Consider the following 16,438-nt stretch of genomic DNA (forward strand, 5'->3'; position numbering starts at 1 on the left):
CCAAAACATGACAGCAGTTTGTCGAATATGCCCATGCGTCCCCTTCGGGGATAAAAGAGTAGGTCATTTCCAGGCGCTTAATTGATTTGAGAGAGTCGCGAAACAGCCCGCTATGATGTAGCGGGTTTTTTGTGTTCAAAATTTGAGGGTATGGTGATTGATAGCATCCATCATAATGCAAACGATATACCCATGCGTCCCCTTCGGGGATAATCAAGAGTAGGTCATTTCCAGGCGCCTAATTGACTTGAAAGAGTCGTGACCTGGCGTGATAATCAGGTATTTTTACTTCTGCCATTTACTGACATGCAGGTCTATAACAATATTTACTTCAGTAAACAAGATGCAAATTTTTTTCACCAGAGTCATTACTGCTAATTCATGGTGACAATGTAAAATATTGTGGAAGATATCATCATTTTTTACATGATATGTAGTAGGTATAAGGCTTTATTGTTTTTTTGCGAGCAATTATTAATCTTGAAACCAAATTTCGGTATCTGAAAATTGATATAATCTATTGTTAACATAAGTTGATTTCGTCTGCTGTATATTCCTACCACTTTAACCTTATTGATAATATGCTAGTGGTTTGAGCTGTGTGCCATACTTCATCTGTGTAAATAAAATAACACTTATCCGTTAAACAAGTTAAAGTGTGTAGATCTATTTAAAGTGTTTAATAAATAAAAAGTTTTTATGTCGTATATGCTATTAGGATTCATAACTATTTCTTTACTTATTGATAAGATTACCGCTAGCATATCTTCATATATTTAATTGGGTGGGTCTATTTTGCCTCGGTTGCCAAAACTTTCTCTGTCTCTACTTGTTCCTGCATGTATCTTTATCCTTTACCTTGGCTTGGTATGTGGGGAGTATTTCTATGAGCATGCAGAGCTAAATGATCAGCTTGCATTAAGACAGTCAGAGCAAATACAGAAAGATTTATTTCGAATGCGGCATGTCGTTGAATCATCGCTGTTGACGCATGATTTAGAACGAATAGAGCAGGAGGTTGCTTTAGTTTCAACAGATCAAAACATGATGGTGTATGTGATACTTGATTCGAGTAGTGAAATTCAATTCGCTAATCATATTATTTGGCGAGAAAGTAATGCCACTAACGTGCTAGAAGGTTATTCTGTTGATTTACATAGAATTGTTATCACCAATAATAAACCTTATTTAAAGGTGAATTTGGACCGTTTATCGATTCAGGCTTACTATCCTCTTAATGCTAATTCTCGTTATAGTTATTCAAATTCTGTAGAGCTTATTTATCTAGAATATGACATTGCCAATATTTTATCAGAAGCGGTTGATAGTCTGTTAAAGCGCTTTATAGAGATATGGGGGATTGGTGCTCTATTGTTGTCTTTATTCTGTGTCATGTTGCATTATTTACTGATTAGACCGTTAACTCAATTAAGCCAAGCCGCTAAAAACCTCGACTCTCCTGATTTCAATACTGATATCGTGTGCACATCGACCGAACTAGTTAACTTACGCGATTATTTGAATCAGGTTAATGGCCGGTTATCTCGCAGTAAAAAACGCCTCAATGATGCAGAGCAACGTTGGCTTTTTGTGGTTGAGGGTGCTCGTAATGGTATTTGGGATTGGTGTATTGCTACTGGCGATGTGTTTGTTTCTGATCGTTGGAAAGATATCCTAGGTTATCAACCTTATGAGCTCGATAATGATTATTCTGTTTGGGAGTCGCGTTTACATCGTGATGATAAGGCGCAGGTATTAAATACCTTACAGAATTACATCAGTAATCAACATGAATATTATGAAAGTGTGCATCGTTTACGTCATAAAGATGGCCGATATATTTGGATTCTAGATCGTGGCAAAATAGTTGAGTGGGATGAATTAGGACGGCCATTACGAATTATCGGCACAATAACAGATGTTTCTGGTGATGTAAAAAGCCAACATATTACAACCGATAAACAGGGTCATAGTGGTCTTACGGATTTAATTAATCGTGATGTATTAGCCGATCAGCTCTATGATTTACAGGTTCTTAGCCGCAAGACTGGTCAGTTTTCTGCACTGCTTATGATTAATTTAGATAATTTTAAATTAATTAATGATGCTTTGGGTCATCAACTTGGTGATAGATTATTAATGCAGATAGCAGCACGCTTATCTGGCACATTTTCTAGTGCTGGTTTGGTTGCTCGACTTGGCGCGGACGAGTTCGTTATTCTAGCCAAAAATTTTGGTAATGAAATTGATCAAGCAAGTAAACGTGCATTAGCATTGGCAAGTGAAGTGAGGCAGTTAATTGGCCGCGGTTACACCATTTCAGATCAAAACTTATCAATTTCAGCTCGGATCGGATTAGTTGTTTTTGATGGTATTGAGTCATTAGAACCTCAAATATTATTGGCCCGTGCAGATAGCGCTCTGGAGCAAGCAAAAGATAGTCGCTCTAATGGTTGCGCTATTTATCAACCGGAATTAGACCAGAATCAAGTGCAACCATTCAAATTACAAAACGAGTTGAAACTGGCTATCCAGAACAAGCAGATGTCATTGGTTTATCAACCCGTTGTTGATCAGGCCGGGCAGCTCAATAGCATTGAAGTACTAATGCGTTGGTATCACCCACAGTACGGATATATTAGCCCGCGTAAGTTTATTGCGTCAGCTGAACTGTCTGATTGTATCTTTGAATTAGAGCTGTGGGCATTAGATCAAGTCTGTGAACTTATTCAAACACTGCAACAGGCAAATGCGACAGTTCCTTTAATGTCATTAAATGTATCTTCACGTCACTTTCATCAAGATCATTTTGTAAACGTAGTGATGAACCGAATCAATGCAGCACATGTCTCTCCTACATTGTTTCAGTTCGAATTATCTGAAGATGTATTCGTGGTGAACGCTAATGTTGCCAGAAACAAAATAGCTGAGTTACAACGATTTGGTGTCAACATTGCGATGGATAATTTTGGTGGAGGTTCTTGCGCGGTCCATTTATTACAAGGTATTCGTTTTTCACAAGTGAAGTTAGCAGCTGTTTATATTGAGGACATCGAATATAACCCTGAAACCTTTAACATAGTGAATGCCATTGTTGAGTTTGCCACTAAGTTAAACTTCCCTGTAGTGGCTAAACAAGTCGAAAATAAGCAGCAACTCAATTTACTGACCCATGCAAAATGTACTTGGTTTCAAGGCTATATTATCAGCCGCCCATTAGCACATGACGACATTATTCAATTAATTAAGACACAGTTATCTTTGAGTGTTGTGCAATAAAGTCAATGGTATGAGATAGGGCGATATTACGCATGTTATCTTTTTCGATGAACACTTCGTGATATGCGCCTTCAATAATGACTTTATGGCAATGAGTACTTAGTGATAAGTTTTGCGCCTCATTGCAGACAATAGTGTCTCTTTCAGCTTGCAAAATTAGTATCGGAGTTTGGCTGTGCTTAGCGTAGTCGATGCATTTCTCCGCTGCATCCATTGCCTCTAGTAACCAATGGTTAGTCGGTGAGCCTAACTGTGCTTTAGTGGTTTCTTCAAAGATGTTGCGATAGTGCTTATAGCGTTGTTGGCTATGAGTGAGTCGGTTGCGTTTAAAGCTGTCTGGTTTGTAATGAGTTCCCCCTATTACAAATGTACTGTGTACTTTATTTGCTTCCAGACGATTATTATCAAGCTTTTGTGCTAGCCACCGAATGATGGGTTTTGTAAACGGTAATCGAATACCAAACATTGGAGCGGAGAAGATTGCTGCCGTAAACGTATTTGGGTGTTGATTAATGTAATCGCTGGCAATGGTGCATCCCATTGAGTGAGCGATGATAAATAGCTCATCATGCTGTTGTTGGCGTACTATCTGATTAATAAATTGAGTTAAGTCTTCGGTATAATCAGTAAAGCTAGCAACATAACCTTGATGTGGATTGTGTGTCAGCCGGTCTGATAACCCTTGTCCTCGATGATCTAAAGCGTAAACGCTAAATCCTTGTTGGTATAAATCAAACATCAATTCTTGATATTTTATATAGGATTCAACTCTGCCATTGCTTATCACGATTGCGCGCTGATTGTTTGGATGTTGGATCATCGCATAGGCAATATTTATACCGTCATCAGTACAGAAACTCGATTGGTGTACTTGTTGCCAAAAGTGTCGTTGCTCACTGGTATCGAGCTTTAGTTCTGATGAAAATTTCATGTAATGCATAGTTATTAAGCCAGCTCATTTATATCTAAAGTATTGTGTGTTCGATGTATTTATCTGTCTGATTATCAGGTACTTTCTTGTTTTATTATCGCCTTTTGGCTAGCAATAAACTCATCAACCATTTGTTCTAATACCGACATTGGGATAGAACCATTTTCTAAAATGGCATCATGAAACTTTCGGATATCAAAGTTTTTTCCTAATGCCTTTTCAGCCTTAGCCCGTAACCGTTTTATGGTTAATTCACCAATTTTGTATGACAACGCTTGGCCAGGCCAGGAAATATAGCGATCTATTTCAGTGGTAACGTTGTGCATTGAAAGTGCAGTATTACCGGCCATAAAATCTATCGCTTGTTGGCGGCTCCAACCTTTAGCATGCATGCCGGTGTCGACGACTAAACGCGCCGCACGCCACATCTCATAGGTTAGCCGGCCAAAGTTACTGTATGGGTCTTGATAAAACCCAGCTTCTACGCCTAAATATTCTGAATATAAGCCCCAACCCTCACCAAATGCAGAGATGTAACTGTAACGTCTAAAATTAGGTAAGTTAGTGAGTTCTTTATTGAGTGATATTTGTAAATGGTGCCCTGGTACTGCTTCGTGTAGGGTTAGAGCTTCAAGCTCATAGAGTGGTCGCTTGTCTAAGGCGTAGGTATTTACCCAATAATAGCCAGGCTCGTCGTCACGGTTTGAACCCGAGTAGCGCCCTGTGGTGTATTTAGGCGCAATTTCAGCAGGTACCGGTGCAATACCATAAGGTGTGCGCGGTAATTTGCCGAAATACTTAGGCAACATGGCATCTGCTTTTTTGGCAATAAATGCTGCTTCTTTAAGTAACTCATCAGCGGTTTTAGGATAAAACTGTGGATCCGTGCGTAAAAACATTAAAAAATCAGCAAAACTGCCTTTAAAGCCAACATCTTTAATTACCTGCTCCATTTCTGATCTTATACGAGCAACTTCTTGTAATCCAAGTTGATGGACTTGTTCAGCTGTCATTGGCAGCGTGGTGTAATACTCAACTCTGTTTTGATAAAACGTAGCGCCATCTGGTAAAGCCGAGGCCGCGATGTCTATTCGTGCGTTGGGAATATATTCTTGAGTCATGAAATCATAAAACTGTTGGTACAGAGGAAGCACGATTTGTTCTACGATTGTTCTACCTTGCTGGGTCAGCATATTTTTTTCTGCTGCGCTAAAATGGTCAGGATAGTGGGTAAACGGAGTAAAGTAGCCGCTGCTCTCAACCGGAACAATAAACGCGCTAATACTGTCTTCGAACCCATTCAGGGTGATTTTTGCTGGGGTAATACCGCTGGCTAAGCCTTGTTTGAGCCAATATGTTTGTTGGGCGAAATAGCGTGGTAATTGCTTAAGTTTAGCTAAATAGTGCTGATAATCTTCAATACTATTGAAGCGAGCTTTAGCAATAGACGCAATATAAGCATGAAAACCACTTTCAGCTGTTATCGGTAAATAGTGGTCATGAAACCGATACATGTCGACTTCGTTTTGTAGCTGGTCTTGTAAAATCTTAGCATTGATGACATCTGATTTGGATAAGTTTTTCCGGTCAAGCTGCTTAAGTGTATGGAGAATTTTGAGCGTCTGTTGGTTCTTTTCTGCTAATGTTTCTGCAGATAAATCGTCAAGCTTTGCAGCTACTGATGCATCTCCTAAACTGGCGGCTAACTCCGGTGAGTAAGCTAAATTAACCGCCCAACTCTGGTCTATAATCGCTTGTAAATCTCTATCTATCTGCGTTTGTTGGCCAGTGATTGGGGTATCAACCTGAGTCGTGGTTGAATGGCTACTACAACCCAATAAACTTAACATTATCAGTGCAGGTAGGATCAGCAAGCGCATCTATAGTCCTTTATGGTTTAATCTGTTTGTTAGCATTAGAGTATGCCCGATTTAAGTATAAAAAACACATTCCAAATTAGCGTTTGCTTTTTAGTGTGGTAGATTCCAGAAAAAAACATTGGCCATCAGAATTTGTATAAATACATGTTAAACTGAATACGATTCTCTGACCGACAAAATTAAACTAATGGCAGGGTAAGTTTATAGGGGTTAATTATGATAGATAAAACCATTCCGTTGGTTGATTTGCATCGACATTTAGACGGTAATGTTAATGTAAAAACTATTTGGGAATTAGGCCACCAACACGGTATTCAGTTACCCGCTAATTCGCTAGAAGAGCTTGCGCCATTTGTGCAAATCCAAGGGAAAGAGAACAACCTAGTCGATTTTTTGAAGAAACTAGATTGGATGGTCGCGGTATTAGCTGATCTAGATGCTGTAAAGCGTGTTGCTTATGAAAATGTTATTGATGCAGCATCGCAAGGGTTAGATTACGCTGAATTGCGCTTTAGCCCTTATTACATGGCGATGAATCATAATCTGCCCATTGAAGGTGTCGTTGAAGCCGTTATCGATGGTGTACGTGCTGGTGTAAAAGAGCAGGATATTAGCGTTAACCTCATTGGTATTATGTCGCGTTCTTTTGGACAAGAGAAATGCCGCTTAGAACTTGAAGGCATACTTGCTCATCGTGACAGCATTGTGGCGATGGACTTAGCCGGCGATGAACTTGGTTTCCCAGGCGATTTGTTTACTGAGCACTTTAAGCGTGTTCGAGATGCAGGGCTACAAGTTACCGCCCATGCTGGTGAAGCCGCGGGTGCTGAAAGTATGTGGCAAGCCATTAACGTACTGGGTGCAACCCGAATTGGGCATGGCGTGAATGCGATTCATGATCCGAAGTTGATGGAGTATTTGGCCAAGCATCGTATTGGTATTGAATCATGTCCAACTAGCAACTTACATACGTCTACCGTTCAAGATTACGATGTTCATCCACTGCGTAAATTTATGGATGCTGGTGTATTAATTGGTCTTAATACCGATGACCCAGGAGTGAGTGCTATTGATATCGCTCATGAATATCGTGTGGTTAAATCTGAAATGGGTTTCAGTGATAGTCAACTGGCGACATTGCAACGTAATGGGGTTGAAATGGCCTTTATGTCTGACAGTGACCGCAAAGCGTTATACGCTAAAAAAGCGAAGTAAATGGCGAATGTGAGTAAAAAAATAGCCAGCAAATACTGGCTATTTTTGTATTCTACTTTGCATAAATAGTGAGTTAAATAACCCTTGAAAACTGTTGCTGACGAGCTTTTTGACGATAATATACATCAAAGCACATACAGATATTTCGAATAAGTAGACGACCGGTCGTGCTAACGGTAAGTTTGCGGTCTGTGATATCAACCAATTTATCATTAATGAATGTTCGCAACAGTTTTAGATCTTCAGCAAAATATTCATCAAAGTTAATAGCAAACTTTTGTTCAATTTTATCCATGTCTAAATCAAAATGACAGATAATCTGTTTAATGACCGCGCGACGAATTTCATCATCGTGATTTAAGCTACAGCCTTTCCATAATGCATGACCATTAGCATCAATAGATTCGTAGTATGGACGAATATCTTTTTGATTTTGGGCATAGCAGTCGCCAATTTGGCTGATAGATGATACCCCTAACCCAAGCAAGTCACATTCTTCTTGGGTGGTGTACCCTTGGAAATTACGATGTAATTTGCCGGCATTTTGTAACTTTGCCAACTCATCATTGGGTTTGGCAAAATGGTCCATACCAATAAATTGATAACCCGCATCTGTTAACGATTCTATCGTTTGGCGAAGCATATCTAATTTCTGTTGTGGAGCAGGCATATCATGTTCTTTAATTTTACGTTGTGCAGCAAAACGCGATGGTAAATGTGCATAGTTAAAGACAGATAGACGATCAGGCGATAGCTCAATAATGCGTGCAATGGTTTTTGCAAAGGTTTCTGGCGTTTGCAGCGGTAAACCGTAAATTAAATCAACGTTAGTGGACACGAAACCGAGTTCTTTAGCTCTGGCAATTAAGTCGAAAATAAATTGTTCATCTTGCTCACGGTTAACGGCAATTTGTACTTCTTTATTAAAGTCTTGAACACCAATAGACACCCGGTTAAACCCAGCTTCTTTTAAAGTGTCTAACATGCTGAGTTCTATCTCTCGCGGGTCAACTTCAATTGAGTATTCACCCACGTCAGCAAAATTAAAGTGTTGTTTAATTAGTGCGGTCAGTTTAAGAATTTGTTCAGGGCTTAAAAATGTCGGTGTTCCGCCACCCCAATGCATTTGGGTTACGGTATAATTTTTGAATAATGGGGCGCGTTTAATAATTTCAGTGGCCAGATATTCAATGTATTGATCTGCTTTATGAGCATGGCGAGTAATAATTTTATTACAACCACAGTAGTAGCAAAGCTTGGCGCAAAAAGGAATATGCACATATAGCGACAGTTTGTCTGACTTACTGTTTTTAATAGATGTCAGTAGATTTTGCTCAGTAAAGGCATCGTCAAACTCTAGTGCGGTCGGGTAAGAAGTATAACGGGGACCGCTGTAATTGTACTTTTCGATCATCGACTGATCCCAACTAATCTGAGTGGGCTGCTTCAAGGCGTGTCCTCCGGGAGTAAATTAGCAACAGGCGAAGTATGCAATGTTCGTGATCAAATAACCTTGATCTAGGTTGTAAAAATGAATGTTGCCTATGGTGATTAGTGAGGTTTAGCGATAGCTGATATGAAATAATGACCAGACTGTGCAGCAGGTCACAGTTTGTGTTTGGCGATTATTTAAGTAAGGCTGGTTTCTAGCCAAGGTTAAAACGTTGAGAGCCTAAATTGCGCGCCTTACCATCGTATCTCACTTCAGTAAGTTGTACTTTACCGCTGCGGTGTTTCAACACAATGCTCGTTGAACGAGTGCCGTATTCCTCATGTTCGATAAAAATAGATGATAGACGCCGTTCCCACTCAAGACTAATGCCTGTTTGAGGTAAATCTTGATCTTTGGGTTGAGAAGTATCGCGCATGATATTGAGTAATTGGTCTATGCAAGGTGATTGCATTTGTTTGATATAGCTTTGCAGCTGTTGCTGACCTTTAGCCATTTTAGGCCATATATCATCCAGCGCACCGTTACTCACAGCATGAAAACCAGGCTTAAGCAAAGTGGTCGTTAAGGTTTTACTGTTAAAGCAATGGAGTTGATTGTGCTGTTCGAAGACTAAATTAAACGGATTGTAGTTTATCGAGTGTTCAGTTAACCATTGGCTATTGATGTGTTGTTTGGTTAGCGCGTCAACGACTAACTCTCCACGACTGCGAACGCCATCTTGCTGTTCGATTGCTCGAATATTGGTTAGCCCAGCAAATTGACCCTGTTCATTAATTCCTAACCAAGTACCGCCGGCTTGTTTATCTTGCCCAGCGATAATGATTGGTGTTGTTGCCCAACGATAGGCGGGTTCGGTTGCTCTGTGATGAAATTCATCGCGGTTAGCACAGACAATTAAGGGGTAATCTGGATGCGCCTCAACGGCAATAAATAAAATACACATGACTGCCCCTTAAAAGTATCGACACCGCCATCATAACCTAATAAATCGATTATGATTAATGATGATGCTTATGTGTCGAAGCTGACTCGTGATGATGTGCAGCTTTGGTGTCTGAATGATGGCCGTGGTCATGGCTATGTGGTGCTGATTTTAGGTTGATCATCAAACGGCTTAAAAATTTTCGAGGTCCAAGTCGCAATAAGCTGGCGCCAAACAATAAAACGATTGCCACTAGACCAAGTATATTGGCCGCCTCAGGTAACTGTAATGTTAATGATGAGCTCAGAGTGAGTTGATCTGCCACCATTAATCCTACCAGTAAAATCCCGCCTAACATGAGTCCTTGTTTCCAATTCATTAACTTCAACTGGCCGATGCTGAGTACCGGCGCAGCGAGTAAAGTAAATGCCACTGCAATTTGGCTCCAACCACTGTAAGCCAAGGCAAGCGCCAAAATTACCGTGCCTAAATTACAAAAACGCATCGGTAAAAAGACTAATAGCAAAATAAATACCTGTAATGCGGGGTTCTCAAGCGGAACAGAGGGATGACCTATTAGGTTTGCTAATACTAAGCTAAGGATAATCCAGGGGGCACTTCGGTCGACTAATTGGCTAAAGCCAAAGCGCCAAGGTGACTCAGAAAGTGTTGGGTGCGGATCTGTTATATCAACTTTTGTCAGCGTCATTAGTGCCCCAATAGCTAATAGCCCCAATATTTGGTAAAGCGCAAACCAAGGGCCCAATAGTAATAAGGTAATTAACAATGCTTCAGGACCCGCTAGACGCTGCAACCAACGTAACCCTAGGGAAGGATGAGATGGGCGTAATCCAGCAGCAAACCTAGCGGTGGCGATAAAATAACTGCCTAATAAAATAGGAGAAATAGTCAGCAACCAACTAACGAATTGCTCTGAACCATGGTCTTTATGAGCGTGTTCATGGCCACCAGTATCCATCAGTAGCAGTAGGGCTAATAACCCTAAACCTAATAGGCTGCCAATGCCTGCTTGGTATTGATATTGACCTTGCTTGTCTTCTTGTTGATGACCATGAGGTTGATGTAATACCACGTGTAAAATAGAACCGGTAACAAAGGCTTGCAAGTAAACCGTGTTTTCAAGACTTAATTGAGTTAACAAATGTTCGCCAGCAAAGTAGCCGACGCTGGTTAATACCATCATTGCAGCTAAAACGGCGCTAGCCCATCGAGTGCCGACTTGAGGTTTGAGTAACCACCAAATAGCGACGCCAACAGGTAGGCGGTGCATGATCACGCCTAAGGCTAGAAGTGTCGAATTACCCTCTTGTTGTGCCAATACCATCGCTCCACCGTCTGTAATGGTGTGTAGTAATAGTCCGCCAATGCCGAGTGTGAGGGTGATGTTGTGGGTGATTTCTGAATATCGATGAAACAGTTTTTCACTGGCTGTCGGGCCCCAAACGCCAAGCATGACAAACAATAGCGTGATAAACCCACCATGCTCCAACAGTTCTGGCAAAATATGAATGAGCACCAATCCGCCAAGGGAGACGAATATAAATCCATCTAGGCCTTTTTGTAATCCGCTACCTGATGAAAAGAAGCGATAAAAAAGTGGCCCAAACAGCAGTGCAATACAGCTAGCGATTAGATAGAGCATGTTATCCAGAAATAAATCGAAAAAAACAACGCAGTATACCATTTTAAACCAGTATTGTAGCGTGTGAATATCTCAAGCTGAAAAATTTACTTAGAACCTATAGAGAATGCAGATCTAGTCATTGACGTTAAAGCCAAAAACCTTTTTCAGGTCATCACTTTGGTAAGTGTATGTGGCTATTTCTGATGAGGCATTATTCACTATTATTAACAACTAACGCCTTGTAATCATCAATAAACTGGCTGTTTTCATCGCTTATGTTACTGCGTTGGGTATACAATGTAGCCCATATTTTGTTAATTAAAAGATTGTTGTCCATGGATATTTTTTCTGCAGCCGTCATGTTGTTCCTGATTATGGATCCGCTGGGTAATTTACCTATATTCGCTTCCATATTGCGGCATATTGATCCCAAAAAACGCCGTAAAGTCTTAATCCGCGAACTGCTGTTTGCGTTGGTTATCATGTTGTCGTTTTTGTATGCTGGTGAAGCTATTCTTAACTTTCTGAACTTACGTTCTGAATCCGTTAGCATTGCGGGCGGCATTATCTTGTTCTTAATCGCGATTAAAATGATCTTTCCTTCGCCGGGGGGCGTGGCTGGATTAGCCGCTGGTGAAGAGCCTTTTATTGTTCCGATGGCTATCCCGCTAATGGCTGGTCCATCTATTCTAGCGGCCTTGATACTATTGGCGCACACAGATAGCAGCCGCATGACCGATTGGACTATTGCGTTGGTCTCAGCATGGGGGATGAGTGCCGTTATTTTAATGTTCTATAAGTTGTTTACTCGTATCCTTGGTGAGAAAGGCTTAATCGCGGTAGAGCGACTCATGGGGATGGTATTGGTGATGATATCAGTACAAATGTTACTGGATGGAATATCAAATTATATCAACTCCACGGTAAATTAAGCTAAATTGTTATAGATAAACATGGTGCCAAGTAACTGCAGCAAGCCGACTCAACAGAGTCGGCTTGCTGCTTTTAGGCGCTGGGTTAATAGCCATTTGTATTAATTTTTAATCGAATAGATTTATTTACATTAAAGAATGTCTAATTTAATTGTAACCCCGTGGTTGCAACTGTTAATGTCATGTAATTATTGTTTGGGGTGAATTATGAAATATATTATCGTAATGTTGGGGCTTGTTTTTATGACCTTGCAAGGGTGTCAAAATCAGTCAGCAGCATCAAAGGTAGACGAACAAGCAACCACTGTAGTGGTAACCAAACCATTAATTAAAGATTGTGGTCCAAGTGCGATGCCACCTTTACGTGATCGCACCAAATTAACTGAAAATTTGCGCAAGAAAGGACTCATCACCGCGGACATGGATCAAGCACAAATAGATAAAATTGTTGCTGATTATATAACTAAACGCCAAAAAGCATTTGAAAAATGCCATAAACCAACACCAAATACAGGTAAGTCGTAATGAGTAAGTTGACTAAATATCAAGGGTTAGCCGTTTCATCTTTATTGCTTGCATGTAGCAGCATGGCTGTTGCTGCTCCACAAACAGGTACACCTGCAGATGCAGGGCTAATTAATGAACAACAAGTATTGTATTGGTTAATTAAACGTGGCGAAGTGAGTGTTGATGCCAGCGAAGCTGAAAAACAAGCTGCTGTAGATGCTTTTGTAAGCCGTGGTCGAAATGCTACTTTTAAACCTGCTGCCATTGAAGTGAAAGCGGAACAATTACGCATTAAACGCTCAGCGCAAAAAAACACTAAAAGTGTTCAATATGCCGCAGCAAATAACAAAGTTTTAGCCGATCAAGATATTACTAAAACGGTAAAGGTGTTAGCTGTGCTGGTGGACTTTCCTGATTTACCTCACGATGCTAACCAGCTTGAGGTGGGTGATACTGACATGTATTACAGCAGTTATCCTGCATCACATTATCAGCAACTGCTATTTTCAAAAACCGGTTTTACAGGCCCAAGTAATCAAACGCTGCAATCGGCACATCAGTATTTTCAGGCGGTGTCCGGCAATAGTTTTTATTTTACCGGTCAAGTACAAGACTGGGTTACCGCAGACAATAATGCCGCTTATTATGGTGGCAATGACTCCGATGACAATGATAATGCGGTACCCGAGCTAGTAAAAGAAGCCGTCACCAAAGCAGTAAGCGGTATGAGTGATACTGAACTTGAAAGCTATGATATTGAAGACCCTTTCGATATCGATGGCGACGGTAATTATGATGAAGCAGACGGTATTATCGATCACGTGATGCTGTTTCATTCAAGCATCGGTGAAGAAGCTGGTGGTGGAGTATTGGGTGAGGATGCCATTTGGTCGCATCGTTTTTATGTCGATTCAAATACCAATGGTTATATTATTCCTGGTCGCTCCCTTAAGGTATTCGGTTACACCGTGCAGCCAATCGATGCAGCGGCTGGAGTATGCACCCACGAGTTTGGTCATGACTTAGGCTTACCAGATGAGTACGACACCACTAATAGTGGTGATGGTTCACCTGTAGGTGCTTGGTCGTTGATGTCTGGCGGTAGCTGGACGGGTAGCATTGCTGGCGCTCAACCAAGTGGATTCAGCCCGTATGCAAAATCTTTCTTACAGCAAAAATACAAGGGTAAGTGGGTTAATGAGCAGCATATATCTCTGGCCGATTTAACCAGTAGCGGTACCGCTGTGCAACTTAACCATGCCGTCAATACTGATGCCGTAAACCAGCTATCTATAGCACTACCCGCTGAGGCTGTTGCTTTTAAAGCACCACTAACGGGTCAATATCAGTATTATTCGGGTCAGGGTAATATGATCAATAATGCCATGTCTTTTGATGTGACCTTACCATTAGATACGCCATTAGCATTATCATTTCAAGCCCATTGGGATATTGAAGACGATTATGATTATGTGCAGGTGTTGGTTGATAGCGTTGCTATAGAAGGTAACTACACAAATAGTACAAATTCAATTTACCCTACGGTAAAACACTCTATTAGCGGTAAATCGAGCGATATTGGTACCGCGTATGGAAGCGATGCCTGGGTTGATCTAATATTTGATTTGAGTGCATATGCCGGTCGTGATGTGCAAATCAGTGTGGTCTATAAAACCGATGAGGCCGTTGGTGATTATGGTATGGCGATTGATGATATTCAATTAACTAATCAAGGCACGGCATTTTATATCGATGGCGCCGAATCAAGCGGCATTGCAACGCTATCCGGTTTTAGCCGAATTGAAGACAGTCTTGCTGGTAAAGCGAGACGTTACATTGTGCAATTACGCAGCCACCAAGGTGTAGACGCTGGGCTGGTTTATGACAAATACGAACCCGGTGTATTGTTATGGTTAGAAAACTTTAATCAAACCGATAACAATGTGTCAGAACATCCTGGGAAAGGGTTAATTGGCGTGGTCGATGCAGACCAAAATTTGATTGGCAGTCAATCTACTGATGTGCAAATTCGCGATGCAGCATTTAGCTTATTTGCTCAAAGTACATACAGTGGTGATAGCCACTTAGCCGCCGAGCCGCTATTTGACGACAATCGTGATTACAGCGCGCCGCTAAAACCACAGGCTGGGCTGATATTGCCTGAGTTAGGCCTAACCATGCAAGTCACAGAGCAAGCAACAGACAGCAGTACTGCAACCGTTGAATTTGCTTTGTCTGACAGCAGCGTGCTACCACCGGTGACACTTGTCGCCGACATTAATGCACAAGCAACCGGTGCAGATGTTAGTTTTAATGTGGTCGTGAGTGGCGGCACTGATTACACTTATACATGGTCGTTTGGCGTGAATAATGCCACCAGTACCGATACTGCCCCTAGCTATACTTATTCCACATCGGGTGATTATAACGTCAGTGTGATTGTTACCGATGGCGCGGGTAATACCGTGACAGCAACTGAAGTCGTCCGAGTGGTTATTCTGCCAATAGCTGCTTTTACTTTATTACCGACTAACTTAACTGTGGCTCTGACAAACACCTCCAGCCAAGGTTTTGGTAACTTGACTTATCAATGGAATTTTGGCGATAGCAATACTAGTACCGCTCAAAACCCAAGTCATACCTATACAGCCGCTGGCAGTTATACTATTACCTTAAAGACCACAGATTCTCAGGGTAACGAGTCGACAGCCAGTCAAACAATCACAGTATCGTCGCCAATAGTGGCAGTGACTACCCCAACCACAACCACAACCACAACAGATAGTAGCGGTGGTAGTTTGGGTTGGTTAAGTGTATTAATGCTCGGTCTATTGGGCTATCAGCGCAAACGAGTTTAATCTCTCGTAGCAAACAACAGAAACGCCCATAAGGGCGTTTTTTATTTTGATTACTGAGTTAGGTTTACAAGATGCTGAGTAGCGTTAACCTTAAGTGCTTTGATTGATATAATCGACAGCCGCAGGCAGAAATATTTCGCTGACAATAAGCTGTGAACCGTGCAAGTTAAAGTAACGTCTACGCCCCCATAAACTACTGTTAACCTGTTGATTTAAGCTGGTGGCTAGTGCAGCTAAACGGCCACAGGTTTCAAACTGAGCGACTTCAATATTGCCGGGAGTAATGTCTGGGCTATTAAACAATAACTCACCTAAAGGTCGGGTGCCAAGGCGAGTAAAATCATTCTGTTGATTGCGAATCTGTTTATCATCAGCATTTTGATTATTAGGGGATTGAGTGCCTAAAATAGTCTGTGGGATCAGTGTGCGGGCAAATACCCAAGGGGTGCCGTCAAGACACAATAATACTTCGCGGACCCAAACAGGGTTAGTTTGAGCAGGAAATTCATCTGCTAGAGGCTCAAGTAAATGCTCGCCTAACACTTTCACTTCAAAGTGTTTGCAGTGTGTCTTGAGGCGCTGGGTCAAACTTCCGGTTGCTAATAGCCACTCTTTAAGTTGGCTATGAGGCAATGAATCGATCTTTTGTGGCGAAAACCAATGAATTGATTCACCATAAGGAAAGCTAATACTGGTCACGTTCATCTAAAACTCGTTACAATATATCTCAACGGCAGTAGTCTATCATGTCAAAGATGAGCAAACACTCTTAGGGAGTGGGCACGATGGCTTATTTAATTAACGTTCCACATTGAA

Annotated in this window: 11 protein-coding genes; 5 read left to right on the forward strand and 6 right to left on the reverse strand. The window is 41.2% G+C overall.

The features are described 5' to 3' along the window. Positions 1 to 957 precede the first annotated feature (957 nt). On the forward strand, positions 958 to 3,279 hold the full coding sequence (locus AAEY94_RS17235; protein ID WP_242445171.1) for a putative bifunctional diguanylate cyclase/phosphodiesterase: 2,322 nt from the start codon (positions 958 to 960) through the stop codon (positions 3,277 to 3,279). On the opposite strand, the gene AAEY94_RS17240 is transcribed toward AAEY94_RS17235, so the two are convergent. Together AAEY94_RS17240 and AAEY94_RS17245 are read right to left on the reverse strand one after the other, a co-directional pair. Then, positions 3,245 to 4,219 (reverse strand): alpha/beta fold hydrolase, encoded by a 975-nt coding sequence (locus AAEY94_RS17240; RefSeq protein WP_101087465.1) that lies wholly within the window; start codon positions 4,217 to 4,219, stop codon positions 3,245 to 3,247. The two genes, AAEY94_RS17235 and AAEY94_RS17240, sit on opposite strands and share 35 nt — an antisense overlap. A 65-nt stretch (positions 4,220 to 4,284) precedes the next feature. Further along, complete coding sequence (locus AAEY94_RS17245) at positions 4,285 to 6,090, reverse strand: DUF885 domain-containing protein (protein WP_101087464.1); 1,806 nt, start codon at positions 6,088 to 6,090, stop codon at positions 4,285 to 4,287. A gap of 216 nt (positions 6,091 to 6,306) precedes the next feature. Between AAEY94_RS17245 and add the strand changes: the two genes are divergently transcribed. After that, positions 6,307 to 7,305, forward strand: coding sequence for an adenosine deaminase (gene add / locus AAEY94_RS17250; RefSeq protein WP_101087463.1), 999 nt, complete (start codon positions 6,307 to 6,309; stop codon positions 7,303 to 7,305). Between the two features lie 73 nt (positions 7,306 to 7,378). Here add and hemN read toward each other — a convergent pair whose 3' ends face one another. The 3 genes from hemN to AAEY94_RS17265 all read right to left on the reverse strand — a co-directional run bounded on the left by hemN (position 7,379) and on the right by AAEY94_RS17265 (position 11,343). After that, positions 7,379 to 8,755, reverse strand: coding sequence for an oxygen-independent coproporphyrinogen III oxidase (hemN, locus tag AAEY94_RS17255; RefSeq protein WP_101087462.1), 1,377 nt, complete (start codon positions 8,753 to 8,755; stop codon positions 7,379 to 7,381). 196 nt (positions 8,756 to 8,951) lie between these two features. Beyond that, entirely contained in the window at positions 8,952 to 9,701 is a 750-nt protein-coding gene (locus AAEY94_RS17260) for an NRDE family protein (protein WP_059745304.1), read from the reverse strand. Between the two features lie 55 nt (positions 9,702 to 9,756). Continuing rightward, positions 9,757 to 11,343, reverse strand: coding sequence for a ZIP family metal transporter (locus AAEY94_RS17265; RefSeq protein WP_242445170.1), 1,587 nt, complete (start codon positions 11,341 to 11,343; stop codon positions 9,757 to 9,759). Between the two features lie 317 nt (positions 11,344 to 11,660). Between AAEY94_RS17265 and AAEY94_RS17270 the strand changes: the two genes are divergently transcribed. From AAEY94_RS17270 to AAEY94_RS17280, 3 genes are all read left to right on the forward strand, one after another. Then, positions 11,661 to 12,257 carry a YhgN family NAAT transporter gene (locus tag AAEY94_RS17270; protein ID WP_041412685.1) on the forward strand — a complete coding sequence of 199 codons (597 nt, stop codon included), beginning with the start codon at positions 11,661 to 11,663 and terminating at the stop codon, positions 12,255 to 12,257. Positions 12,258 to 12,464: 207 nt separating this feature from the next. Beyond that, positions 12,465 to 12,782, forward strand: coding sequence for a hypothetical protein (locus AAEY94_RS17275; RefSeq protein WP_101087460.1), 318 nt, complete (start codon positions 12,465 to 12,467; stop codon positions 12,780 to 12,782). Next, complete coding sequence (locus AAEY94_RS17280; protein WP_101087459.1) at positions 12,782 to 15,622, forward strand: immune inhibitor A domain-containing protein; 2,841 nt, start codon at positions 12,782 to 12,784, stop codon at positions 15,620 to 15,622. The genes AAEY94_RS17275 and AAEY94_RS17280 overlap by 1 nt, the downstream gene beginning before the upstream one ends. Before the next feature lie 90 nt (positions 15,623 to 15,712). Here the strand turns inward: AAEY94_RS17280 and AAEY94_RS17285 are convergent, their stop codons facing one another. Continuing rightward, the gene (locus AAEY94_RS17285; RefSeq protein WP_101087458.1) at positions 15,713 to 16,327 is read right to left on the reverse strand and encodes a chorismate--pyruvate lyase family protein; all 615 of its coding nucleotides are present in this window, start codon (positions 16,325 to 16,327) and stop codon (positions 15,713 to 15,715) included. Positions 16,328 to 16,438: the final 111 nt, after the last annotated feature.

This window comes from Shewanella sp. AC34-MNA-CIBAN-0136, assembly GCF_040309945.1.
In the GTDB taxonomy this organism is placed as follows: domain Bacteria; phylum Pseudomonadota; class Gammaproteobacteria; order Enterobacterales; family Shewanellaceae; genus Shewanella.